The following is a 25,838-nucleotide window of genomic DNA, read 5'->3' as shown; positions in this document are numbered from 1 at the left end:
CCAGCGAGTTGGCCAATTAAAATTATTCATTTTCGGCCTGTTCTCCCGTCACCGTCAGCTATTACCTAACCCTATATTTTATTGCTTAATGGTCGTTGACCGCGGCACTACCGGCATTTTCTTCCGCAAGGTGGCTGCCTGACCTGATGCGATCTTAACCTTAGTACAGAGGGCTCCTTGGGGGCGCTTGCAGGCGGATATAATGGACAGCTTGAGCAAGGAATTAAATAATAGGTAGAGGCTCTGACCGGGCAGAGAAGAGATTTTATCAGCTTACTTTTGGTATCACATTTTTAAGTTAAAAAAATGAACAGGGATCAGATAGTCGTTGGCATAGGTGCCTCCGCCGGTGGACTGGAAGCGATCAATGATTTTTTTGATAATATGCCACCGGATACCGGAATGGCCTTTGTGCTGATCCAGCACCTTTCACCCGATTTCGAAAGCCTGATGGACGAACTGCTGGCCAAGCACACCAAAATGCCCATTCAGGTTGTTAAGGAAGATACCCCCGTCCGACCCAATCATATCTACCTGATTGATCGTGGCAGTAATATCATCATCAAGAACAAAGTTTTAAAGCCCGTGGGCCGGGTAGACCGTACCCAGGTCAATATGCCCATTGATGAATTTTTCCATTCACTGGCCACCGATCGTCAGAAATACGGCATTGCCATTATCCTTTCCGGTACCGGAACGGACGGCAGCCGGGGCATCCGGACGGTTAAGGAAAATGGAGGCCTTATCTTCGTCCAATCGCTAAAATCTGCGCGTTTCGACGGGATGCCAAAAGCCGCCATTGATACCGGTCTGGTAGACAACATCCTCTCCCCGAAAAAAATAGTAAGCGCCCTGTCCGACCTGTCCACCAGGATCCACGCCAGTGTCGATCCTCCCCTCCCCCGGAATGAATCTTCGGAAGAGATCGTAAATGATATCCTGCGGGATATACTCCGGGAACAGGGATTCAACTTTTTGCCCTACCGCAAAACGACTATCTTTCGCCGCATTGAAAAGCGCATGCTGCTGGCCCAGCAGCCCAATCTGCAACAATACGCTGCGTATCTCCGCAAGAACAAGGAAGAGATGGAAATTCTCGCCAGGGAATTCCTGATCGGAGTTACCAAGTTCTTCCGGGACCCCGAGGTGTTTGAATACCTGAAAGAAGAGATCATTCCCCGGATCTTTGCCGATCGTAAAAATTCCGAGAGTGTACGCGTGTGGGTAGCCGGATGCTCCACCGGTGAAGAGGCCTATTCGCTGGCCATTCTTATGGAAGATTATCTGGAGACCCACAATCTTCGGCGGGAATTTAAAATCTTCGCCAGCGACCTGGATCAAAATGCGATCCGTACCGCTAACCGGGGAACTTTTCCGTCGCAGATCCGGAATGACGTCCCGGCACAGTACCTGAGCCGGTATTTTGAGCATTTGGATAACGGGCGTTTCCGGATCGTCAAACAGGTAAGGAAACACATCGTATTTACCGTACACGATGTATTACACGATCCGCCCTTTATCAATATGGATCTCATATCCTGCCGTAATCTGATGATCTATCTGGAACCACCCGTTCAGCAACGGCTGCTCCAGAATTTTCAGTTCGCACTGGTCTTTAAAGGATTTTTGTTGTTGGGTCCGAGCGAAGCTCTGGGGCAGATCTCCAATTCCTTCAAACAGGTCCAGGAGGGGATCAGTCTCTTTAAAAATCTGAGCCATGGCAAGGCCAGCTCCTTGCAAATGAAGGGAGGCCTGGTGGGTAAAGTCGGCTCCCCGCTGCGGCATAATTTACCGCAAAAGATCCAGAAGCAACAACCCGTAAGCTCACCACCGACCAATGAAAGTCTGGTGGACATGTTGCTCGACCGCTATGTCCCGACCAGCCTGGTGATCGATCAGGAACTCAATCTGCTCTACGCCAACGGCGATTTTGAGGACCTGCTCCAGTTTCCGCGGAGCCCGCAACTCTTCAACCTGGAAAATATGACGGGTAATGAAGAAGTGCTCTTTTTCAAGAACGGGATCCACCGCATAAAGGACGCCGGCGAATCGATTCTTTTTAAGGATGTGAGTTTTCGGAAGAAGGACAAACAGTACACGGTAGACCTGCGCTTCGACAGTGCACATGATCCGGGCCGCGCGGAACCGGTATACGTGATCGAGTTTCTAAGAAAGGAAGAAGCAGACGAAAAAACGCAACAGGTCGTCGTAGCGGATAAGGACAATTTCTTTGAGGATCAGTTACGGACGCTCCAGATCGAATTACAACAGACCCGCCACGAGCGCAACCTACTGGTAGAACGCCTCGAAACCACCAACGAAGAACTGCAGGCCTCCAACGAGGAACTCATTGCGGCGAACGAGGAGATGCAAAGCACCAACGAGGAACTCCAATCCGTCAATGAGGAACTCTATACCGTCAACGCCGAACTGCAGGCCAAGGTCATTGAACTCACCGAGATCAACAATGACATGGACAACCTCTTCCGCAGCACGGACATCGGTACCATTTTTATCGATCGTACGCTGCGGATCCGGAAATTTACGCCGGCTATTGCTAATCAGTTCCAGTTGCAGGAGCAGGACCTGGGGCGTCCCATCACGGCCTTCGTCAGTTTATTGAAGCATGTCGACTTCGTAGAAAAGATGGAGTGGGTGATGCGGCACAACGAATACCTGGAAGAAGAAGTCGTCAGTAAGGATGATAAAGTCTATCTAATGCGCCTGACTCCTTATCTGGTGGATGGGAAGGTGGATGGCGCCGTTGCTACTTTCATCAATATAGATCAGATGAAGGAAGCTTCTTCCAAGCAAAAGACGACCGCCCAACAGTTCAAAGCGATCTTTCAGAGCTCGGACAGTTTTATCAGTGTGATCTCCCCGGATGGCATTTTACAGGATATTAACCGGGCCCCGGAAGGGATGACCCAGCAAAAAATGATCGGGGATAATTTTTTCGAAATCGCGGTACCCAAAGCCGGTAGAGCCAAAGCCCAGTCGGCATTTAATAAAAGCCTGGAAACCAAACAGGTCGTCGATTTCGATTTTTCCATTCCCGATCCTACCGGCAGTATCCGGCACTACACCAACAGTATGGTGCCCATTCTGGAAGATGGAAAGGCCGTTCGGATCCTGGGTGTTTCCAAGGATATTACCCAGATCAGGGAAATTGAGAGGAATATTCGCCTGAGCGCTGCTATCTTTTCCAATATCTTCCGGTACGCCAACGAGCATATCATTATTCTTTCGACGGAAGGAGAGATCCTCGACATCAATTTCACGGATGCCGGATATAACAAATCCGAGATCCTGGGAAAGAATATAACGGAGATCGCAGCGGAAGGGGGGAAAGAACAGGCCGAAAAAGAACTGCGAAAAATTCAGAACGGCTCCAACTTTACCTCTTACGAAACCACTTTCGTGGCAGAGGACGGCACGCGTTACTGGTACCACAATATCATGACTCCCGTATTCGAGAACAACCGGATCGAGCGCATCATTCTCATTTCCAGGGACATTGGAGATTCCAAAAGACTGGAGTCAGAACTCAAGCGGGACAACCTGCAACTTGAGGCCCTGATCGAAGAAAACGGGCGCGAACTGCAGCGGAAAAATAAGGAGCTCGAAAATATGAACGGCTTCATGGATAGTTTTGTGCACGGTGCCGCCCACGACCTCCGCTCACCTTTGCTCAATATCCAGGGATTTCTGGAATTATTACCGGAAGTGGAAAACCCGGAAGAACTGCAGTCCATTTACGTCGAACTCAACCAGGCGGCTTCCCGCATGGAAAGGGTACTGGGCGGCCTGGTCGAACTCATCGAGTTTTTACGTAAGGGAGGGCCCAAACCCAAACTGATCCATCTGAAGAAACTCGTTAATCAGACGATTGCGGACCTCAGCCCCCACCTGATCAAATCCGGAGGAAACATCACCAAGCAGATCCCGGCCGGGATCACCATCAATTATATTGAAGCCTATTTGCACAGCATTGTCTACAATCTGGTGCACAATGCCATCAAATACCGCTCGGTAGACCGCCCGCTGGAAATTAAGGTAAGCGCCGTGGAAACCGACGACGATCTGATCCGGTTCACAGTCAGTGATAACGGGATCGGAATGGATCTCGAGAACTACGGACATTTTCTCTTCGAGCCCTTTCGCCGGCTTACCGCTCAGCGCCAGGGAACGGGTATTGGTCTGAGTATCATCAACAATGTGGTCAGCAAGAACGGCGGGCACATTGAAGTGGAGAGTTTACCGAACCGCGGGAGCACTTTTCACGTTTTTCTCAAACCATACGACACTGAAAAATAGACACTATGCACCGCATTTTTTTCGTTGATGACAGCAGTACGGAACAAATGTTTTTTAAACTACTGGTACGTATCAAAAAACTGCCTCTGGAGGTAGAGACCTTTTTCAATCCGATGTCGGCCCTGGAGGCTCTGGAAGCCAAATCCAAAGAAGAGTGGCCGGACGCTATCATCTCCGATATCAAAATGCCGCTGATGGACGGTTTTCAATTTGCCGATGCCTTCCAGGACAAGTACTTCTCCCAAAATCCCAGCATGCTATTTTTTTTGTGTAGCTCTTCCATCCGGTCCCAGGATACCGAACGGGCAGACAGCCACCCCGCCATTAGCTGCTACCTCGAAAAACCGCTGAATGAAGATAAGATCAACGGGCAGATCATTTCCCGACTGAAACAAAAGACTTTCTGAATGCCAAATCTATACAACCTCTAAATCAACTCCATCTTGAACTCCGACTACATTAGGGAACTATTCGAAAATGACCGCAGGAGCCTGCTCAAGTACTACCGGGCCTTTCTGCAGGAACTCGGGGAAATGACCACTGAGCTCGAACGGGCCGCAGCATTGCGGGATTACCAGACCTTCCGGGATGCCGCGCACAAAACCAAAACCTCTCTGCAACTTTTTAAAGCGGACCGGCTGCGGGAAGTTTTACAAATGACGCGTGAAGTTTACCAGAATGGAGATTGGACACAATTGCCGGAACTGCAGCAGGAACTACTTCGGGAACTGGAAAATACCCGGGCTTTTCTTCGGGATGAAATGAAAGTATGGGAAGAAAGTAATGGACCACAGTAGGGAAGATCGAACTTGAAACTAGCTGGTGGATGAAATCGGCGGGTACAGGTCGCTCTCTAAAATCAGGGCAAAAAAAAAAGCCCCCGTCGGGGGCCTTTTAACAAATCATAATCTCATGAAAAAATAAGACGACCTAATTCTTTATCTTTAACTGTGGGTTTAGTATCAATTTTAAAAAATCGGTTTTTGGGATGACCTTTTGTTTTTGTTTCTCACATCCTCGTTATTTCCTTCTGACAATACAAATATGCACCCCTTTCCACTTAGAACAAAAGACAATAATTGGGATTTGTTGAAAAAACATTGCCATTTTTTATTGATTAAAATTCATAATTTCATAAAAATCAATACTTTAACAACCTTAAAATGTTGATGAAAAATTTTATTTTATCAGCCATTTCTCGCAAAAAAAAATTATTTTTTATTGATTTTGGCCTAAAAGACAGGATTTCAGTCATTTAAAACGGCCCGGATAAGTTCCTTAAAAAGGGAAATTCCACTACTGATCAGGGCTTCCGGAAAGTCATAATTGGGATTATGGAGCACCGGCGTATCCATTCCGGCTCCCAAACCGAACATCGCTCCCCGGTATTTTTGGGCAAACCAGCCAAAATCCTCTCCAAATTTAAAAGGGACATGCTTGCGGATCAGATCCAGGCCGCCGGCCAGGGCCGCGTTCACGATCAGATCATTGGCTTCTGCGTTGTTCGGGCTGGCCGGAAAGTGATCGAAATAATCAAGAGTTGTTTCCAGGCCATAGTCTCCGGCGATCCCGGCCACCAGTTGCTCCAGTTTCCGAACCAGTTCATCCATCTTTTGCACGGTCCAGGTACGCAGGGTGAAATGCAACTCGCCCGCTCCCGCCGAGATCCCGTAATCCGGTTGGCCCATCGTGGTGTAGACGGGCGTGACCAGCGTAAAGTCCGGATGCGCCGGGTCCGGCACGATCCATTCCCGGATCCGGTTGGTGATCTCGGCCATCGCCCAGGCCGGATTGCGGCCGTTTTCCGGTTCAGCGGCATGGGCCTGCAGTCCCCGGAATCGAATTGCCACACTGATCACACTGGCGGAAAACTGTCCTTCCACCCGGATCACCTGGTGAAGGGGAAAACCGGGAATGTTGTGGAGCGCAAAAACGTAATCGGGTTGCAATGCCCCGAATTTAGGATCCTCCAGCATCGCTTTGGCTCCCTGACCGTTCTCTTCGGCCGGCTGGAACAGCAAGACCACTTTTCCCCGGCTTAACCGACAACGTCGCAACCACGGGGCCAGTCCCGCCACGATGGTCATATGCCCGTCGTGACCACACTTATGGGATACACCCGACCGGCGGGAACGATACGCCAGATCATTCGGTTCATCGATCGGCAAAGCATCCAGCTCGCAGCGGATCACAATACAGGGTCCGGGCTCGCCGAATTCATAAACCGCCAGAAGACCGTGCCTCCCTACCCTTTCCACCAGCGTATCGGGCGGGTAAGCAGCCAGGAACTGCCGGATACGACCGGCCGTTTCCACTTCCGCTCCCGACAGCTCCGGGTGACGATGCAGGTCCCGCCGGAGCTGGATCAGTTCTTCGGGTACACTGGTCACCATTGCACTTCGTAGGTTTGGACCGCCGTACCGGTACGACCGTCGGCCGTTCGGGCCACCACCCGGATCAAAAAGGTTCCCAGATCGTCCGACTGGGTAAAACGCAGACCGGCAGTTCCGTTGGCAGCCGGCAAGGTAGGATTCCAGTATAAATTAGACCGGAAATCCGGCCGTCGGTCGGTCGCCTGGTCGGAAGCCGGTTCCCGGGCGGATGCCAGTAATCCGTCAATTCGAAAAATGCTGTTTTCGTCCGGCTGCGGTACCTGTAGATTAGGAATACTGGTCTTCAGCACCGCGATCCCGTTGCTGCCGACCTTCCCGAAATACCGGTTCAGATTTAAAAAGTCGAAATAGAGATCGATCGTATCGATCCGGCTCAGTTCGAGTTGCTGGACAAAATCAACATCACGGGTCATTTTGCCGTCCACCAGAAAGATGGGAGTCCCCTGGTAGAAGGCCCGCATTCGCGGATTGGGGTTAAACATTTGGGCGATAAGATTTCCTTCTTTACCGATCCGAAATTTCAGGGGCGTACTTACCTCTGTAAAAAAAGTCGCCATATCCTTGAAGGCCGTATATTCAGAAGGCACGATGCGTTGGTCGGGTTCCACCGGTTTCGGGCGACGCTCCGGCAAGGTCTGCTCCAGATTCATCTCGAGCGTATTGTAGAGCTGATAAATCACCTTCCGGCTGCGGCTCCACTTAAGATAGGATTCAATCTTTTCGTTAAACGGGATTGGCGGTGTGGGGCTCAGTTCGATCCCGTCATCCAGTACCACCCGGAGGCTGTCGTTACGCAGATCGACAAACTGGATATCTGCCGATCCGGTCAGTGTCGGTAGTTCCAAAGCAAAATCACCGGATGCATCCGTTTCTCCGATGATTGTTTCGCCCAGATCGTGCACGTAAGCGCCGAAGCTGATCTCCGCCCTCGGACGCCCGAGCTCATCCGTTATCCGCCCGTTCAGGTACATTCGATCACTGAGGTCGTTGGCTGGAGCCGGAGTGCTGCTGACCGGGGTACTCAGTCCATTGGATCGCCCGCCAAAAAGCCCCGCATCGATCACCGAAACGGATAGATCAGCCGGTACGGATTGCCCGTTGCGATCCGTAACCCGAACCTGAACGGGTATCTCTTCCTGCTTTTGGAATGGTCCCCCGGACTGCTCAATAGTGACCTGCAGTTGTTCGGCCATCGCGCCGGTCTCCGGGATCGGTCCGGCGGCGGGAGGGGATTCCTCTCCGAGGTCATTGTAGACCGGTACGAGGATCTCGGCCAGTTTTATCTTTTTTCGGCTTTCCTGTCCGGTGCCCAGTACCAGCAGGTGATAAACCTGGGAACGAAGATCGTAGGGCAGCTTCAGATAACCGTCCAGCGCAGTTGCTCCTCCGGTTTGCTGGTGGAAAGCGCCTACCGGCTCACCCCCGGCATCCACCAGAGCCGTCTTCAGCGCTACGTCCTGTCCGCTAAAGGCCGGCGGTAAATAAAGGCGATACCGCAGTATATCTCCGGTTACGTAGAGGGGCTTATCCAGATGAAAGACCGGTATCTGGGCGTTCAGAGATGGAGCCAGCGACCATAGCAAAAGAGCCGCAAATAGGTATTTGATTTTCATTTTGTTCATTTTAATCTATCCAAAATGCCGGTTTCTCTTCGCTGCTCTTCGGGTGGTCGAGGCAGTTAAAACACAGATAATTTACCCCGTCCGCGTCCGGTTTGACCAGCGTGGGACACAGGGGAAAGATGCGTTTCTCTCCCCGCTGTACCCGGTAGTGCAGGGTGATCTCTTCCGTTGCGTAGAAATAGCCGAACACTTCCTCTTCCGTATCGACCACGTTCCGAAAATTGCCGGTCACCTTGCCGGCCGGCGATTCAAAAAAATTACCGGATCGATTAACCACTTCACTGATCTTTGCCCAGTACTGATGAGCATTTTCGCTGAGCGATTGCTGGCGCACCGTCAGATAATATCCTTCGTAAAAGCGGTAATCGTAAGGTTCTTCCAGCAGGAAAAAGGATTCCAGTTGTTCGGTTCGGCCGGCATTGCCGTTAAATACCACCACGTTTTCCAGGTTGACTACTTCCCGGATATAGCAGATCTTGGCCTGGGGCGGTATCGGCAGATCCAGAGTGGATTCGGTAATGCGGAATACCCCCGAGAATTCCCACTTTAAGAAAGCCCCCGTCCCGTCCTCCGGGTTGGTAATGGGCGTATTAACCAAAAACCGCAGGAACTCCTGCTCTACGGTATTACCCACATTATTCAGCACCATTCTGGTCTCACTCACCTGGGTTATACCGGCCGGGGTGGGAACCGGTCGCAGCGGTTCCCAATCCGACTGATAGGTCCGCCCTTCCGGAGTGGTAACCGTCAGCTGAAAATTTTCACCGATATCCGGGCTCAGGGGTCCCGGTTGGTTGAGGTCCAGATAATATTCTCCGTTCCTGCGCATGGGCAGCAGCACGGCTTCACCGGCATCCGTCGTCAGCAGTACCTCAGCGCCGATGACCGCTTCGGGAATATCCGCAGCCCGGTAATCGGAAACATTCGTGATCTCCACCAGTACGTATGGCTGATCGGAAGCGACCAGTTTGCCCCTTATAGCGGTACGGGCGGTGACCGATTCGGGTGCTTCCAGGTCGATCTCGGTCAGGCATCCCAACAATCCCCATTGTCCGAGTAGCAGCACGCTCACTACCCGGATAAACGATTTCAGAAAGGTTGGACAATGCATATTCAATATTTTTAGTGGTAATCGATCGATCTTTCCACCAGGGTCAGGACGCGCCGACGCAAAAAGTTGTTCATTCCAGGCATTTGTTGGATTCAACTGCTATTTCCAGTAAGCCGGCTGCTGTAGACTTGCACGCGGATGCGCCGTACAGTCCAGGCAGGCATCATGCATCGGTGACACCTGGGGTGAACAGAGGTAGTACAGAGTCGTTTGTCCGGGACCGGCCCGATAGTGAATCAGTGCTTCCTCGACGGCGTAGAAATAGCCGAAAACCTCTTCGTCTTTATTCTCCGTATGGTGAATGTTGCCCCGGACTTTACCCGCCGGTGCTTCAAAAAGATTTCCGGTGCGATTCACTACCTCTCCGATCCGCTCCCAGTACTGAAATGCTTCCCGGCTCAGGGACTGCTGCCGTACCGTCAGATAGTAGCCCTCGAAGAACCGGTAATCATACAGTTTCTCCAGAAGTAAAAAGTCAGTCAGTTCTTCTTCCCGGGCGGCCGCTCCGTTAAACACGACTACTTTTTCCAGGTTAAGCGGTTCGGAGATAAAGCAGATCCGCGGCAGGTCCTTTGATTCCGTAAACTGGTAGGTTCCGGAAAAACTCCATTTGAGGTAAGCGCCTTCCCCTTCACTGGTGATCGGGGTGCTGAGCTGAAAGCTCAGGAATTCGCGTTCCACCAGATTGCCGACATCGTTCAGCACATTCCGGATCTCACTCGATTGGGTAACCCCCGTCGGTTTGGGCACCGGATGTAACAGATCCCAGTCGGAAAGATAGGTACTGCTGGCAGTAACTACCCGAATACGATAGGACCTTCCGGGTTCCGGCAACAGGCCGTTTTGGGCCTCGCGAAAGCTCAGATAAAATCCTCCGGCTTCCCTTTGGGGAATATCTACTTCGTGGCCCAGATCGTCCATCAGACTGACACTTACCCCTTCCAGGAAATCCGGACCATCCGTATCCTCGAAACTGGAAACATAACTTACCTTCACTTCCACGTAGGAAGTTTCCGAAGTATCTGCAGCGACGACGACACCCCGTATCGCAATTTGATCACCTTCATTATCCGGCACCTCCAGCTCGATCTCACTCAGGCAGCTTCCTAAAAATGCGGACAAAAGCCAAAGTCCCCAGGCCAGTGCCCGGTAAGGGCACACAAATTTTTCAGATGACATGTATGTTCATTTTTTCGTTCAATTCATCAACTAACACCGTGAAGGGTATTGAATACGCAGTTGCTTTCCCAATATCCCTCCAATGGGCTGCCGGGCAGTATACATTTATTCTTCCCAGAATGCCGGACGGATCAGGGTACTCCCTGACCGCAGTAAACAATTCAGACAGGTTGTATCCACACTGGAGATACTGGCTGTCGTCAGCGGACAAAAGGGCATCGGCGGTTCATTCCCCGGATCTACATACAGCCGTACGATGGTTTCGCTGTAGGCATAGAAAAAGCCGAACACTTCTTTTTCCGGCTCGTCTACATTTTGAAAATTCCCCTTGACCTTTCCCGGTGGCGTTTCAAAAAAATTGCCGGATAAGTCTACCACTTTCCCCACTTCCTGCCAGTACCGGAAAGCGCGTTCACTCAACGACTGCTGCCGCACCGTCAGGTAGAATCCATTCGAAAAGCGATAGTCAAAAGGTTCTTCCAGTATAAAGAAATCCCGTAGTACATTGCCGTCGATCCGGCTGCCGTCAAACGTTACCACATCCTCCAACTGCAGTCGCTCCGTTATGTAACAGGTTCTGGCACCGGGAGGAAATGGGCTCGCCACTACGGATTCCGGAAATTTGTAGGTGCCGGTAAATTCCCATTTGAGATAGGATCGATCGTTGCTTCCCGCCGCCACAACCGGAGTGGTCAGCAAAAAGCGGACAAATTCCCGGTTCACTATATTATTCACCTCATTGAGCACATCCCGCCGGGTACTGATGTAGCGCAATTCTGCGGGCTCGGGCGCCGGGTACAGGGTTTCGAAATCCGACACAAAATTTTCACCCGCTGCGGTGGAAACCGATAAACGGTAGGCCCTACCCGGACGCACTTCCACGCCGGAGGTACCCGTTGACAGATCCAGCTCGTAGATACCGGGGCGAACCATAGGCACATCCACACCGCGGTCAAATTCATCGATCAGCACCACGGAGGCTCCCGAAACCGGCTGGGGAATACTGGAGGCATTAAATCCGGCCAGATCCGTGATCCGGATAGACACCCGGGGCATTTCTCCAACGTTCAGGCGGCCCCGGATGGCGATGCTGGTATCAGCAGCTTCGGGTACTTCCAGGTCTATTTCACTCAGGCAACCGGCCACTAACAGTAAGGCGCCCAGCAGCAGTATCCACCAGCTACCCCTGTTCCCACTCCCTTGCATCGCCCTCATATCGTTTCAAAATTGAAGGTCAGGGCCGGGAATACATTGCCCAGCACCGATAGTTTATTGGCCCGGGGGGTATTGAATGGCCGCTGGGTGAAAAATACCGAAAAGGCATTGGCCCGACCGTATATGTTATAAAGCGAAATGGTCCAGCTCGTCTTGACCTTTTTGTTCACTTTATGGCTCTGTCCCATGGTAAAGGCCAGATCCAGCCGGTGATAATCGGGTACCCGTAGCTGATTGCGATCCGAGTAGATCGGCACCACCAGATCGTTCACCTCCACGTACGAACCGATCGGTGCTGTTGTGGGCCGACCGGTACCGTAAATAAAGTTGAAAGTCAGGGTATAGCGCTGGTTGGGCTGAAAATTAAAGACCATGCTCAAATCGTGCGGCTTGTCAAAGTTGCTGGGAAACCAGTTGCCTTCGTTGATCCCCTCCACCTGCCTTTCGGTCCGGGACAACGTATAACTCAACGAACCGTTGACAATACCTTCCCGCTTCCGCACGCTCATTTCCAGACCGTAAGCCCGGCCGATACCGCCCAGTAACTCTGTTTCCAGCTGGTCGTTCATCGTCAGATCGGCAAAGTCCTTGTAATCGAACAGATCGTCGATCAGGCGGCCGTAAGTCTCCAGGGAGGTTTCCCAGTTGTTGTTATCGAAATTCTTGAAATAACCGACAGAAAAGTTGTGGGAGCGCAGCGGGCGGATGTAATCGGTGCTTAACTGCCAGAGACTGTTCGGAGTCGGCGTATTGGTATTCGCGATCAGGTTGATAAATTGGGAAGTGCGGCTGTATCCGGCTTTTACCGAAGCGCTGGGGCCCAGGCGGTAGCGCATGGACAGGCGCGGCTCGAGGCTGGTGTAGGCCGCGATCACTTTGCCGTTATTGTAGCGGGTGGTCGTTACGACATTCTCCCCGCTGGGATTTTCCGGATCAGCGTATTCAAATACCGTTTTCGGGCCGAGAAACTGATAGGCCGCAAAACGCAGACCGCCGGAGATGGAAAAGGCCGGACTCAGCGTCCAGTTGCCGTTGAGGAAAGCCGCCGATTCCAGGCCCTGTTCTTTTTCCAGTTCACCGGGAATGACCTGGGAGAGATTGCCCAACGGACTGATCGCACCGGGTTCTACCTGGTAGAGGATGGAGGAAATGCCGGCGTCCCACTGCAATTCGCGCGAAGGCGTATAGGTCAGTTGTTCCCGGATCTTGTAGTAAGTAATATTGTTGTCCAGTTCGGAAGCATCTGCGCCGTCCAGGTCCAGCTGGGTGCTTTCGTAACGACTGGCGGTAAAGGACAGTTTGGAAAAGAGATCGTCCGAAAAGATCTTTTTGTAGATCGCCTGACCCATCAGGGTATTGTAGTCGAAACCGAAAAGCTCGTTGTAGGTAAAGCGGTCGTGGGAGGAGTAGGCCGCCAGCGAGAGGGTGTTTTTCTCATCCAGCCGGTGGGTGTAGCGAAAATTGAGATCGTAAAACTTGGCGGAACTCCGGCGGATTTCGGGTAGTTTTACAAAATTCAGTACCCAATCCGAATAGCTGCTCCGGAAGCCCGTGATAAAAGAACTTTTTTCCTTAACGACCGGCCCTTCAAAACTCACCTTCGTGGATACCAGGCCCACTCCGCCTTTGAGGCGATAATCCCGGAAACTACCGTCGCGCATCTCCACATTCAGTACCGAGGCCAGGCGTCCGCCGAACTGCGCCGGCAGGTTGCCCTTATAGAGAGTCACGAAACTGATCAGTTCCGTATTGAAAGAGCTGAAAAATCCAAGCGCGTGCGAAGAGCTGAACAGCATGCCGTCATCCTGCATAATGAGGTTCTGATCCACTTCTCCACCCCGAACGTTGAAGCCGATGGCTCCTTCTCCGATGGTGCTTACCCCGGGCTGTAGGAGCAGGCTTTTGACTACATCGACCTCCCCCAGGAAACTGGGTAATTTATTAATGGATTTTACATCCAGCTGCTCTACCCCGATCTGGGTGCTTTCCACGTTGACGTCGAGCGCTTCGGCTTTTACCAGCACTTCCTCCAGATTGACCGCTTCTTTTTCCAAACGGACCCGTAATTCACCATCCCCCAGCACGGCTACGGATTCGATGATCTTCTGATACCCTACGTATTCAATACTCAGATCGTGGCGTCCGCTGGGGACTTCGATCTGAAAATTGCCGTCCACATCCGTAGCCGTACCGGCATTGATATCGGTAAAGAACAAGGTAGCGCCGATAATGGGTTCTTCGGTCTGATTGTCCAGGATCTGCCCGCTGATCCGGGCCCGTCCGGACGGCCGCATGGTCTCCAGGCTACCGATGGTCCGGTCCGGATCCTGATTGCCCGGGTCCGCACCACCGGACAACTGCTGGTCCAGGGCCTGATAGAAATCGGCGGTATAATTTGCGGTCAGGTAATTTGCGGGAAAGATCACAATACCGTAATCCCGATAGATCAGGTATTCCAGCCCGCCGGGGGCCAGCAAGCGATTCATCACCTCCGGAAGCGGAGTTTCCTGAAAGGTAATGCTCACCGGCGCGGACGGCAGATCCTCCGACCGGAAGTAAAAAGCCACGGGATGGGTTGCCTGAATGGTACTTAGTACCTCAGCGGTGGGAGTAGCTTCAAAAGTAGCGGTTATCTTGAGATCTTCCAGGTTTTGGGCGGGGAGCAATACACTGGACATCAGAAGAGCCCCAATTATCAATAACTTGTAAATAGGGTGCATAGGTTGGTTTTTCATTTTCTTTCCGGTTTCCGGCCGGAACATCAGAGCGGCGGCAAGCCGCTTCCGAACTGCGGAAGCAGGACTTAGTAAAGTTAGTTTAAATTCCCAAATTACCACTATCGGGGTCGGCAATTTAGACGACAGGAGTCTGAGAAGGAAAGCTTTAAGGGTACTTTCCCAAAAACGATCGCACCCACTTACCTACCGAATACCAACGGCCGGTCTATCAGAGCAGCAACAGCCCGATCCCCGCAATCAGCAAAACCGTCAGGATCACGATCCGCCGACGGTCGCTTTTGCGTACCTGCTCAATATCCAGCGCTTCTTTCCGGATGATGACCCGGTTGCCCATCAGGACCACGCGCAGCAGGATTGCCGCGATCAGGGCATATACCAGCAGATAGATCTTGTCCATCAGGACCATGTATCCGACATCGGGAAGTGCAGAACTGTAAGATTGTTGCAGGAATACGGCGGACAATAGGCCACCGATCGGCAGGGAGATCCGGGCGTCGATGCTTACCGGATTGATCAGCAATGCACCCAGACTGACACAGATCACGATCAGGAGCGGCAACAGCAGTTTAAGCAGGAAATAATTGAAGGGCCGGCGCAATTGCAGCTCGAATACGAAATTGCTGAAGATGGCTTCCGGTTTTCCGGTCTCGCCGAAATTGATCGGGTAGCGGTGGGTCCGGTTCTCCACCTCGGTGCCCAAAATAGTCCAGCCCGGCAGGACCAGGTCTTCGCGAACGTAGGTGGGGTTCTCTTCCGCCACGTACACCAGCGAGTCCTGGGAATAATCTATATTCTCGATCTGCACATCCAGCGCGTGCTGATCCAACGGGAATCGCTCCAGATCAAAGGCGTGGTAAAAGCGGCCCTCGTAGCGCATACCGTTGTAGAAATAACCGTCTTCCAGTACTTGCGGCTCTTCGTAGAACGGGACCACCGTAGCGCCCCATTTCTCCACGGCGTTGACGAACTCGATATTCATCGGATCCAGTTCCCCTTTCCATTTGAACCAGATGTAGCAATCCACGTAATAGGAATGCTGATTGATGTCCAGATCGTAGACGTTGATCAGGTAAATTCCGGTACGTACTTCCTGGGGCTGGGCCAGGCCCGTACGAGCCGGCAGCAGCAGTATCCACAGGAAAAGGATCTTAGACAGGATAAGGGTCAGCTTCATGGCCTGAAGCTAAAAAAAATCCGTCAGATATTGGAGACCGTTTTACCGGCCGAATGCAGGCCCGCCGGGCTTTAGGAAGCCGGGGGATCAAACATCGCCGTTTCGAAGCCGGAATTGGTCTTGATATCCCGCACAATGGCCTCCATCCAGTTGGCATCCGCCGCTACGGTTCCCTCCCAGTCGGCGGGAGCATAACGACGCATCGCCGGAAATTTCAGTCCGTCGATCGTTTCGTAAGTCACCTCCGTCAGCAACGGTTCGCTACGCCCGTAGGCCATGACGGTGAAGAGGAAATAATCCACCAGTTTGGTATCCGGATTGATGTAGAGGAGGTAGATATCCTGGGCATCGCCCACATTGTCACCAAAAGTGATCTTGACGCGGTGATAATTATTGCCTCGCAGGGTCTGGTCTTCCATCTGCTCGTAATGCACACCGGGGTCCAGCAATTTGTACATCATATTGAGCCAGTAGAAGTTCGTTTTCCGGGAGAACATCGCCCGGTTCACGTATTGGGGCTCCGTCATCAGAGAATCTTTGTAGGTCAGCCAGGCCGTTTCGCCGTCGAATCCCTGGATCACCTCGCCCGGCTGATCGGGCATCAGCGACTGGGTGTGCTCCGTGTATCGGGCCCAGGACAATTCACCGTCGTAAACGTAGCGCTCGGTGGAAACGTCCTGCCGGCCCGTAGCCGGATTCCGGTAGGTATAAGTATACTCGATATCCTGCAGGGAGTGCCATTTATCCAGGCCGCCCATGGCCGCCACCATTTCCCGTACCAGCGCTTTGCCGGGATTGGCGTTAGACGCATCGTCTGCGTTTGCTGTCTGCGCGCTATCGGCGGAGGAATTACAGGCCGCGAAGGCCAGTAGAAACAAAAAAGAAAAGTATGGAGACTTCATAGTTCAGGGTGTTTGCTTTACGCTAATGAACAGCGGACCGGGCAACAATAGTTGTGACCGATCGCTGAATTCGCAGCAAACTCCGGTAAAAAATGCCCTGAAGTAACGCCGCCAGGACATTTCGGCTCTTTTCCCCTACCCGACCAACTGTCCTTTAACCAGCAAACTGGTCCGGATGGCCTGTTCTTTTAAATGCAGAAATTGCTGCCGGGTCTTATCCTGCACGAAGCGCTGAAAATCCGCATCCGAAGGGAAGCTGACCAGGTGGACCTCATAGGGTACTTCTCCTCCCGCTTCGATGACCGAAGCTGCATCCGGCCGGATTCGAAATTCGAGTTTTCCGTTGTAGTGAGCGATCAGCGGGATCGCCCGGGCTTCGAATTCATCCAGGATAGCTTCCCGCCCCGGATAAATGTAGATCAGCTGGGTAAGATAGATCATAAGGGTAGGTTTTGCCGACGGGATCAGGATTCCCGATCGGCCGCCTGGTGACTAAAAATACCCGTCGGTTGTCCATCCAGGCTAAGCTGATTTTTCTGCTCCCAGTATTCGCGGACGCCTTCCCGCCCTCGCTTATCCGCCCAATCGTTGAGCATATTCCGTTCTTCCACGTAGTCCATATAGGGTACGGCCATCCCACAGGAGGTTTGCACCAAATCCACCTCGATATCGAAGAGCTGGCGGGCACCGGTCATGGCGGGGAACAGGCCGATGTACTCTTTCCAGGCTTCATCCTGTTCGTGGTAGGCGCGGGCCGTTCCGTACAGGCGCAGGATGAGCGGTTTGCCTTCAAAGGCGCAAAACATGACCGTGATCCGGTTATTGTTCAGCAGGTGGGCGGCCGTTTCGTTACCGCTACCCGTCAGATTGAGCCACATGACGCGATTCGGTCCCAGAATGCGAAAGCTGTCCGTCCCCTTGGGGGATAGATTGACACGGCCTTCATCGGCGGCGGTGGCTACGAAGAATATTTTCTGTTTTTGGATGAATTCCTGAAGATCTTGGCGGATGTGGTCTAATCTTTTGCCCATGTTCAGTCGGTTTTAGAGCAACAGCAGGTTCCGGCTTGCAGTGGAAACGGGAAATTACCGCTTGCTTTTTAGGTGTGCAATTTGAGTATTAATTCTACTGCTAACAACCCCAAGCGGAAAAAGGGTTCCGCAGAATGAGACTTTAACCCGCCTTTCGGCAAATTTCCCGATCCGGGCCTCTAGCTGAACAGAAATTGACCGGCGCTTATCTACAAAATGGTGGTTTCCTCAATTTTATCCTGGTCCAGTACAATCCCAAAACCCGGCGCCGTCGGCAGCGGCAGGATACCGTTATCCGTCAGCAGCGGATCTTTTTGGAAATGCAATTTGTAGCCGACGTGGTTGATCAGGTATTCCACCAGCGGGCAGACTTCCGGCGACTGGCTGGCCACCACGTGCAGCGCGGCGTGGATGTTGTGCCCGTGCGGAAAGACCTTGGCACCAAAGGTGGACGCGAGATGACAGATCTTCACCAATTCACTGACGCCACCGCACCACTCCGGATCCGCCTGTACGATCTGGATCGCGCCCGACTTCAGGTAGTTGAGTACTTCCCAGCGATTGTAAAAGTGCTCCCCGGTGGCTACCGGCACGGAGGTACTCTGGCTGAGTTGAATAAAACTTTCCAATCGCTCAGTACTAAAGGCCTCCTCGATCCAGTAGGGGCGATAGGGTTCCACCGCTTTGGCCCAGGCCTTGGCGAAGGATAGGTCCCAGGCGTTAAAGGCATCGAACATCAGCTCGCCCGTAAAACCTACCGCTTCCCGCAGTTCCGCTACCAGCTCGATACTGTGCTGCAGTCCGGCATTGCCGCTGCCCGGCCCGTAGGCCATAAACCACTTCTGATGCAGGAATCCCTGATCGTATAATTCCTTGGCTTTGGGGCCGGCCTTTCCTTTTTCTACCGTATAGCCCAGGCAACTTCCGTACACACGCACTTCCTCCCGGGTAGCGCCACCCAGCAACTGGTAGACGGGCGCTTCGAAATAACGGCCCCGCAGATCCCAGAGTGCATTATCCACGGCACTGAGGGCCATCATGTAATGGCCGGAACGGGCGTGACGGTTTCGCCGGTACAACTGGTCCCAGATCATCTCGACCGCCAGGGCGTTTTTACCGATCAGGAAATTCCGCATCTGGGCGATGATGGGCTGGATGGTTTCCGGATCGAGATAGCCGTACAGTCCCTCCAGTCCGCCTTTGGTGCGAATACGCAGGTAATCGTGCCGGATCTGTCCCTCCGTTTCCACGGGATTTTCGCGGTCCCGGTAGGGCGCGGGCCGGAGATCAGGATAGAGATGGGCCGGTTGGGACTGGTACTGGCGGTTTACACCCGGCTTACTGGTGTACGGTCCGGCAATGCGGACGATCTCCACGGCTTCGATGATGGTATCCGGATCGGCGGCGTGCTCGGTGAAAAGCCAGCGGGTCTCCCAGGGAAGAAAAGCCAGGGCGGAAGCCTGGGTGAATCGCTGCAGGAACTGGCGACGGGTCGTTTGCGTACTGGTGGTCATAGGTGCGGATTTTGGATGTTCTTTCCTATGACGCGTAAGGGCAATTGTACCCCTTAGTAGTGGCTCGATCTTACCTTTCTGGTCAACGTATAACATGATTGATGCGAATCAGGGGTTAAAAGTCCCGTAGGGACGAGCTATAGGTAGCCCGTCCAATAATTCTGGAGGTTCAGCGTGCCGTAGGTACGCAATATGGTTTTACATGGCGTACCTACGGCACGCTAAGCCGGAAAATGGTCATTTTGCTACCTAGATTTTGTGCCAAAAGGCACATTGATTCCAAGTTTAACTCCTGATTCGCATGATTCATCCTGAATTTTTTCAGGACTCAAAAATGACCTCGTAGAGGTTATACATTCGTAGAAAAATAGTCGAAATGCTGGTTTCGACCTCAGGGAGGTAGGGAAACGCTTATCCATGCTAAATTTTACGAATATTCAACCGCTCTGAGGTCATACACCGCCTTTTATAAAATTCGGGGCGATTTTTATCCCAAAGGTGGTGTAGCGCACCGACCCGTACTTTACCAATAGAACACTACCCTGTAGCTCTATTTATTTTCCTCCCTTCGGGCAGAAAATAGAACGGGGTGATGCACCTTATCATTTAGATACATACTGTAGCATTCATGGAGTTCGGTGCAGGCAATAGAACCGCCCAGCCATCAATCCATGAGCAAAAGGCAGTTTTAATACCGTTTCTGGTAAAGGTCTTCCAGTGGAGTATTCTTTACTGACTCTACGAAGCGAACGAGGTGGCGAACCATCAGTTCCCACATTTTTTCTCCCTTTTCTACGGTAGCTTTGGTCGGGTCACCCAGTACGCCACTTTCCGAGATCTTACTGGTGCGCACGTACCAGCTCACTCCACGGTCGGAATCGTAATCCAGATATTTGCTGCCGAAGGAAAGCGTGGCATCGCGGGCCTTGTCCATCTGCACCATTTCCGGCCGGATGGCCAGGGTGGTACTGGTCTCGATCTCTCCGGCGTGAATATCGTTGGGCGTTTCGATCAGGTCGTAGAGGTCCACGTCACTGGTTTCACCGGTATCCACGCAGACGAAGATATGGGCATCCCGGTTGATCATCTGTGCGGCATAGCTCAGGGTTGGAGCGTTGTCTCCGTGGCCGTTGAGGATGATCAGCTTTTTGATCCCGTTCTTAGCCAGAGACATCCCGATATCGTACACAAAGCGGGACAGGGCATCATTGGAAACACTAATGGTCCCTTTGAAGTCCTCGTGGTGATAGGAAACGCCGAACGGAATGGACGGCAGTACCAGTGGTTTCGGATCCGCACAGGCCGCCGCTACCTGGTGGGCCAGATAACGCGCATCGAAATAATCGATATCCACCGGCAGGTGGGGGCCGTGCTGTTCAATGGCACCACAGGGCAGAATGGCCGTATCCATGGTCTGGAGATAGGCTTCAATTTCGGGCCAGGTCATCAACTCCCAGAGGAAACCGGCTCCTTGTTTATTTTCGTTCATGATTGTTTTTCTAAAAAGTAGGCTTGTTGTAAAAATTCGGGATCAATGGTCAGGGGCTGGGGCTTACCGTGTTCCAGTCTGACCGCATCCTGAGCGTATTCTTCCAGGATGCGGAAAAGGGGTGCCCGTACGCCCGCCGGCAGGTCCGCTATTTTGCTGCGTTCCTGATCAAAGCGCAGTTGCAGGATCTCCGGGTGGGCCTTTGCCAGTTTCCGGGTGCGTTCGTTACTGGCGATCAGTCCTTTGTTCAGCAGCAGGTAATACAGATGGGCTGCATCCGATCCGATCTGTTTCACGCTTTTGGCTTCCAGGGCTTTCAGTGCCCGCTGGATCTGCTCGTCGGTATAGCCGCAACGCCGCGGATCTTCGTCCAGGGCCTTGAGCATACCGATAATGCGACGGCATTTTTCGCAATTGCCGCAGGGGTACATCCGGCCGTCCCGTTCGTGGGCAGCGTGGCAGGAGACCTGTTCCCGCTGCAGTTCCGGGTAGCGTTTGACCAGTACTTTGAGGATCAGCAATTCCGACAGGCTGCGCAAGGCGGAATACTGGCGGATATTCCAGCCTTTTTTGCTGTAATAGCGGGTCAGGGCATTATCGAAATATTTGCTCTGATCGTAAAGAGCATTGTAGTGGGTGATGCCCTGAAAATTGGACTTGACCGTGGTATCATATTCATTGCCGATCAGCACATTGCCGATGCCGCGCTTGCGGACCACCGGCAGTACACCGAAGAGGAAGACCGCTACCGTCCACAGGCGGATCGGATAGATGTCGGCCCGCACCGAAGCGTAATCCTCGCGGATAAAGGGCATTTGCCGGACCATCCAGTTGAAGATCCGGTCGCTGTTGCACCAGGGTTTGACGGTATTGGGTTCGTGCTCTCTGTAATATTTGTGGGCATTGACCGCCGTAAACCAGTGCCGGCCGGATTCATTGATGAACACCGGATGCGCTTCACCGAACTCTTTGACCAGTCCGTAGGTCAGCAGGCTATCTTTGCCGCCGCTGCTTAGAATGGCGTACTGGTCCGGGGCCGTTACTACCGGCTCTGCTTTCACTTTCATACCGGAGTACTGCGTATTCTGAAAGATAACCTTTGCTCCGGTGTACTCCTTCATCTGCCGGGCTTCCAGCTGATCGAAGGGCGGCCGCAGGAATTCGTTCGGATGGAGGAACTTATTGACGTAGATCTCACGGGAAGTATTTTCCAGCATGTCGAGCAGAAAGCGTTTATCGGCTTCCTCGTATAGGCCGTCAAATACGATGGTCTCAAAAAACAGACCGTAGTTGAGGGCAACCTGGGCCACCATCATCGACGCCAGGTTGATATCAGCGGCAGCGGCGGGGTCAAAGAACGCCTGCTCGTAGGAATAGATCAATTCATTGCTTACTTCCGTGCCGTCCATTTTCTGAACGGTATAGGTCGCTTTCACCCGTTTTTTCTCGACGGTGAGCTTGTGAACGGACAATTGTTTTAAAACGAGCAATGCGCTGATATCGGTCATTTTCTAATGCGTTTGATGTTGTATAACCTTAAACGACCATTCCATTTTTAAATTGGTCGTTAGCATTAGACTACCCGTCAAAAAATAGTCACGCTTTTGGGGAGAATTTTTAAATTAAAGTTTGGCAGGGCCTCAATGCGTATTCAGATGTTCAGGCCTGTCGAGCTTATGGAGGTGCTTTATTGGCAGCTTTCCGTTCCGTACCAATACCCGCAGATCATGAGTGTATTCAAAAAAATGAACCAGGCCCTGGGCCGTTTTACCGCACGTATCGACTGGCCCAATCACCTGATGGCCTTCATCAGTACGCTGCTCGGCGTCTGGCTGGCGTTCTCGCTCGGCAATTATTACGAGCATCAGCGCGAACGCGAGCGCATGACGGTCGCCATGGACAATGTCCGCCAGGAGATCCGGAAAAATGAAGGTAAGCTGAAGGAGCACGTGGGCCACCTGGATAGCCTGATGCGGGCGGTTTCGGCCTTCGGCAAACTGCTCAACGAGGACCTGAATATGGTAGCCGGTACCGGTCAGATGGATCACTTTCTGCAGGAGCACGGCTGGTTCATCGACATCGAGGAAAAAAAGCCCTACCGCGATAGTCTGTACGAATACGACGGGAGTCTGAATCTGAACCTGCGTTACATGAGCATTTCCAATATTGCCTGGGAAAATACCAAACTGATGGATGTGCTTCACCTCGTGGATACCGAAACGGCCTTCAAACTGCACGGGCTCTACGGCCTGCAGGCCGAAACCCAGCGGTCGCTGACCGATGCCATCGATATTGTAAAAAATCTTTTCCAGAATAATCACGACAGTAAAACCGTCACCCGTACCATCGTTAATGACCTGAAAGGCCAGATCCAGTTTTCCTACAGCCTGGAAAGGGCCCTGCAGCTGAATTACGAATTGATCCTAAAGGACCTCACCGTGTAGCGGGTCTATTTTTCAAAACGATAGCGGACACCCCAACTCCCTCTGATAATATTGTTACCAAAATCTTCACCACGGATAAGCGGTGTAAATTCCAGATGAAAACCGAAAGTCTTTCGCGGAAAGGGATATACATTGATGCCGACCGGAATTACAATGGCACTTTCATCTTCGTCCGGAGCCAGACGGATGCCCAGACCCACGTAGGGATCCAACTCCTCGCTGCGGCCCAGTTTCAACGCAGCAATACCTTCAATCGCCAGATCTCCCAGGTAGATATTCGTCGAGAGCCGAAATTCGGTCAGCAGCCGATTCCCGGCTTCGTAATTGATCCCCACAAAAGGCAAGGCCGATTCGTGATAACTGAAGCCGAACTGGGCGTGGAGATTACGGGAAAATAGAATGGTCAAAAACAACAGTGTCAATAACGAGGTTTTCTTTTTCATGAAAGAGCGTCTTTGGTTTAATAAGGGATAAAGCTAATTTTTTCTTGGTAAGTCCCGGTGCAGGATCTCACCCTTAATGCTTTATTAACCAAAAAAAGTGTAGCCCCTGTAGGCCAAATAAAGACAGCCGGTATGGTCCATCCGGAATAATTGAAGATGCACCGGCAAACCCGGATGATGTCACCGCTTTTTCTTCTTGCTGGCCCGGGCACGGGGATTGTATTCCAGACATTTGTCCAGCCAAAACTCCAGTTCCGCGTCCTCAGCACAAGCCTCGGGGGTAAGATAGAGAAATCCGCTCATGGTGCGATTGCCGTGCACCATCTGGGAAGCGCCCTCCCTGGTCAGCAGCGCTTCACTTTCCGCCGGATCGATACGTACCATGAGCCCGCCATTCCGGCGGGCTACAAAGCACATTTTTTCATCGACCATAAAGCACCGGCCACCAAACATCTTTTTTTCGTACCAGGCTACCAGACGGGACTCCAGTATGCGGCGCATCCGGTCTATCAGATAGAGGTCTACTGCCATAATTTTTGGGTTGAGGTTGACCAAAGATAAGGACTATTACCGGTAAATGACCGGTCCGAAATAACCATCCTCAACACAAAGCAAAGCCTACCGCAACTGCCAGCTGAACCCGGCCTGGACCGCTACATGGTAGACCGAAACCAGTTTTTGCGGATATTGCCAGTACAGCTTAGGCCGCAGCCAGAGCAGGGTCTTGCGATCCTGGCGGTGGGTCAGATCCCACCCCAGGCCCAGCGTGACCGAAGGCATCAGATCCGGCTGGTTGAAAACCGAACCCCGCCGGACCGTGCCGTCCTCTCCCACTTCAAAGACGCCATCCTCTCCGTTGAGCATGGTCTGCAGGATGCCGATGCCAATACTTTCTTCCCAGAAGAAACCGGAACGGGCGTACTGACGCAATCCGATGTGGGCATCCAGAAAAAGACCGTCGTGATTACGGGCGTGCCGGTAATATCCGAGATCGATCCGGAACGGCAAGCTCGCCCGCTCGCTGAATTCCCGCTCCAGTTCTAGTTCCAGTACGCCCCCCGGATGGGTCAGGGTGTGTCCGAAGTAAGCAACACCGGCCTTTAGATTGGATTGGGCCGACAGATGGGTAAGCAGGCAACTGAACAACAGCGCCGTCATATAAGCATATTTCATTTTTATTTTTTTTCTTGGTGATAAATCAACGGATGGCTGTATATCGCCATTCCTTTTCCGCACTTACTGGTATTGCTCGACAAATTCCACGACCTGCTGGTAAAAGATCTCCGGCTGATCGTAGTGCGGAGCGTGGGAACATTCGTCAATTTTTACCAGGCGTTTATCCGCAATCGGGGTCGCCAGGTGTTCGTATACGTAGTCCCCTACCGCCGCGGGCACGGCACCGTCGTTCTTTCCCCAGAGCAATAGGGACGGAATCGTGATCTGTGCCAATTCGGGGGTAAAATTGAGATCGTCCGCCCAACTCTGATCGGTGGTCAGGCCCGATACGTAATAGGCCAGCGAGAACATGGAGCTGAAGATCAGTTCATGGTAGGGCACGGGATTCAGTTCCTGGGTTCTCTCCCAATCGTAGGCGTATCCGTCCAGGGCATCGGCAAAAAAATAAGGCTCCTGATCGGTGTAGTTATCCGGTGCCGGATGGGCCTCATACCAATCCAGCACAAACTGCCAGAAGGCCTTGTCCGATCCTTCCTCGTTCAGTTTGCCGGGTACCTGTTCCAGGATCCAGTCTTTCATGATCTGGGCTTCCAGCGCTCCATAAATGGAGCCGTCGAGATCGATCCAGCCGTTGAAGAGCTGATCGTGATCGTCGCGGCCCAGGTAACCGGCTGACAACTGGCCACCCCAACTGTGCCCCAGCATAAACAGGGTGGGATCCCCGTAGCGGTGCCGGATCAGTTCCACCACCTTTTCGGTGTCTTCGATGAATAATTCAGGGGTGATGTTGGAATCATCGGGATCTCCCTGGCTCAATCCGGAAAACCGCTGATCCCAGTACACTACGGCGTAATCCTCCTCCAGGTATTTAAAACCTTTGGACAGCGGAAATTCGTGACCGGAATCACCGGGGCCTCCGTGCACCGTAATGATAAACACTCCGGAATCTACATTGCCTTTCACCCAGACGGGCAGTTTGGCACCGTTGTGGTCCAGGTGGAAATAATCTCCTTCGGTCAGGAATTCGGACTTGTTGCAGGCCCCGAAAATCAGGGCGCAAAGGAGTAATAACAGCGAGTGGGTTTTCATC

General features: G+C 52.3%; 21 protein-coding genes. 4 read left to right on the top strand and 17 right to left on the bottom strand.

The window, feature by feature from the left end:
- Positions 1-306: 306 nt before the first annotated feature.
- The 3 genes from CRP01_RS04000 to CRP01_RS03990 are packed head-to-tail and all read left to right on the top strand — an operon-like array spanning position 307 to position 5,114.
- A complete protein-coding gene (locus CRP01_RS04000; RefSeq protein ID WP_099148715.1) occupies positions 307-4,317 on the top strand; it encodes a CheR family methyltransferase in 4,011 nt (1,336 codons plus the stop codon).
- A 5-nt stretch (positions 4,318-4,322) separates the two neighbouring features.
- A complete protein-coding gene (locus CRP01_RS03995; RefSeq protein WP_099148714.1) occupies positions 4,323-4,724 on the top strand; it encodes a response regulator in 402 nt (133 codons plus the stop codon).
- Between the two features lie 36 nt (positions 4,725-4,760).
- The gene (locus tag CRP01_RS03990; RefSeq protein WP_099148713.1) at positions 4,761-5,114 is read left to right on the top strand and encodes an Hpt domain-containing protein; all 354 of its coding nucleotides are present in this window, start codon (positions 4,761-4,763) and stop codon (positions 5,112-5,114) included.
- Between the two features lie 450 nt (positions 5,115-5,564).
- Here the strand turns inward: CRP01_RS03990 and CRP01_RS03985 are convergent, their stop codons facing one another.
- From CRP01_RS03985 to CRP01_RS03925, 13 genes are all read right to left on the bottom strand, one after another.
- Positions 5,565-6,710, bottom strand: coding sequence for an amidohydrolase (locus tag CRP01_RS03985; RefSeq protein ID WP_099148712.1), 1,146 nt, complete (start codon positions 6,708-6,710; stop codon positions 5,565-5,567).
- Positions 6,704-8,323 (bottom strand): hypothetical protein, encoded by a 1,620-nt coding sequence (locus tag CRP01_RS03980; protein ID WP_143473259.1) that lies wholly within the window; start codon positions 8,321-8,323, stop codon positions 6,704-6,706. Before CRP01_RS03980 ends, CRP01_RS03985 begins: the two co-directional genes overlap by 7 nt.
- Before the next feature lie 10 nt (positions 8,324-8,333).
- Positions 8,334-9,443 carry a DUF4249 family protein gene (locus CRP01_RS03975; protein WP_099148710.1) on the bottom strand — a complete coding sequence of 370 codons (1,110 nt, stop codon included), beginning with the start codon at positions 9,441-9,443 and terminating at the stop codon, positions 8,334-8,336.
- Between the two features lie 99 nt (positions 9,444-9,542).
- Entirely contained in the window at positions 9,543-10,622 is a 1,080-nt protein-coding gene (locus tag CRP01_RS03970; protein ID WP_099148709.1) for a DUF4249 family protein, read from the bottom strand.
- A 105-nt stretch (positions 10,623-10,727) separates the two neighbouring features.
- On the bottom strand, positions 10,728-11,837 hold the full coding sequence (locus CRP01_RS03965) for a DUF4249 family protein (RefSeq protein ID WP_099148708.1): 1,110 nt from the start codon (positions 11,835-11,837) through the stop codon (positions 10,728-10,730).
- Positions 11,834-14,572 carry a TonB-dependent receptor gene (locus tag CRP01_RS03960; RefSeq protein ID WP_170110209.1) on the bottom strand — a complete coding sequence of 913 codons (2,739 nt, stop codon included), beginning with the start codon at positions 14,570-14,572 and terminating at the stop codon, positions 11,834-11,836. The genes CRP01_RS03965 and CRP01_RS03960 overlap by 4 nt, the downstream gene beginning before the upstream one ends.
- Before the next feature lie 211 nt (positions 14,573-14,783).
- Complete coding sequence (locus CRP01_RS03955) at positions 14,784-15,749, bottom strand: ligand-gated ion channel (protein WP_099148706.1); 966 nt, start codon at positions 15,747-15,749, stop codon at positions 14,784-14,786.
- A gap of 71 nt (positions 15,750-15,820) precedes the next feature.
- Positions 15,821-16,651 (bottom strand): DUF6503 family protein, encoded by an 831-nt coding sequence (locus CRP01_RS03950; protein WP_099148705.1) that lies wholly within the window; start codon positions 16,649-16,651, stop codon positions 15,821-15,823.
- Between the two features lie 135 nt (positions 16,652-16,786).
- Positions 16,787-17,092: a DUF1330 domain-containing protein gene (locus CRP01_RS03945; RefSeq protein ID WP_099148704.1), complete on the bottom strand. Its 306-nt coding sequence runs from the start codon at positions 17,090-17,092 to the stop codon at positions 16,787-16,789.
- Positions 17,093-17,115: 23 nt separating this feature from the next.
- A complete protein-coding gene (locus CRP01_RS03940) occupies positions 17,116-17,682 on the bottom strand; it encodes a pyridoxamine 5'-phosphate oxidase family protein (RefSeq protein ID WP_099148703.1) in 567 nt (188 codons plus the stop codon).
- 209 nt (positions 17,683-17,891) lie between these two features.
- Entirely contained in the window at positions 17,892-19,196 is a 1,305-nt protein-coding gene (locus tag CRP01_RS03935; RefSeq protein WP_099148702.1) for an enolase C-terminal domain-like protein, read from the bottom strand.
- A gap of 688 nt (positions 19,197-19,884) precedes the next feature.
- Positions 19,885-20,685: a creatininase family protein gene (locus tag CRP01_RS03930; RefSeq protein WP_099148701.1), complete on the bottom strand. Its 801-nt coding sequence runs from the start codon at positions 20,683-20,685 to the stop codon at positions 19,885-19,887.
- On the bottom strand, positions 20,682-22,193 hold the full coding sequence (locus CRP01_RS03925; protein ID WP_099148700.1) for a hypothetical protein: 1,512 nt from the start codon (positions 22,191-22,193) through the stop codon (positions 20,682-20,684). Before CRP01_RS03925 ends, CRP01_RS03930 begins: the two co-directional genes overlap by 4 nt.
- Before the next feature lie 219 nt (positions 22,194-22,412).
- Here CRP01_RS03925 and CRP01_RS03920 point away from each other — a divergent pair, with 219 nt between their 5' ends.
- Positions 22,413-23,129, top strand: coding sequence for a hypothetical protein (locus tag CRP01_RS03920; protein WP_143473257.1), 717 nt, complete (start codon positions 22,413-22,415; stop codon positions 23,127-23,129).
- 5 nt (positions 23,130-23,134) lie between these two features.
- On the opposite strand, the gene CRP01_RS03915 is transcribed toward CRP01_RS03920, so the two are convergent.
- From CRP01_RS03915 to CRP01_RS03900, 4 genes are all read right to left on the bottom strand, one after another.
- Complete coding sequence (locus CRP01_RS03915) at positions 23,135-23,572, bottom strand: hypothetical protein (RefSeq protein WP_099148698.1); 438 nt, start codon at positions 23,570-23,572, stop codon at positions 23,135-23,137.
- A 180-nt stretch (positions 23,573-23,752) separates the two neighbouring features.
- Positions 23,753-24,103 carry a TfoX/Sxy family protein gene (locus CRP01_RS03910; protein ID WP_099148697.1) on the bottom strand — a complete coding sequence of 117 codons (351 nt, stop codon included), beginning with the start codon at positions 24,101-24,103 and terminating at the stop codon, positions 23,753-23,755.
- A gap of 87 nt (positions 24,104-24,190) precedes the next feature.
- Positions 24,191-24,745, bottom strand: coding sequence for a hypothetical protein (locus CRP01_RS03905; protein ID WP_099148696.1), 555 nt, complete (start codon positions 24,743-24,745; stop codon positions 24,191-24,193).
- Positions 24,746-24,808: 63 nt separating this feature from the next.
- Positions 24,809-25,837 carry an alpha/beta fold hydrolase gene (locus CRP01_RS03900; protein WP_170110208.1) on the bottom strand — a complete coding sequence of 343 codons (1,029 nt, stop codon included), beginning with the start codon at positions 25,835-25,837 and terminating at the stop codon, positions 24,809-24,811.
- Between the last annotated feature and the right edge of the window lies 1 nt (position 25,838).

The organism is Flavilitoribacter nigricans DSM 23189 = NBRC 102662, assembly GCF_002646595.1.
GTDB lineage: Bacteria > Bacteroidota > Bacteroidia > Chitinophagales > Saprospiraceae > Flavilitoribacter > Flavilitoribacter nigricans.
This window is presented reverse-complemented; position numbering and strand designations above follow the sequence as displayed.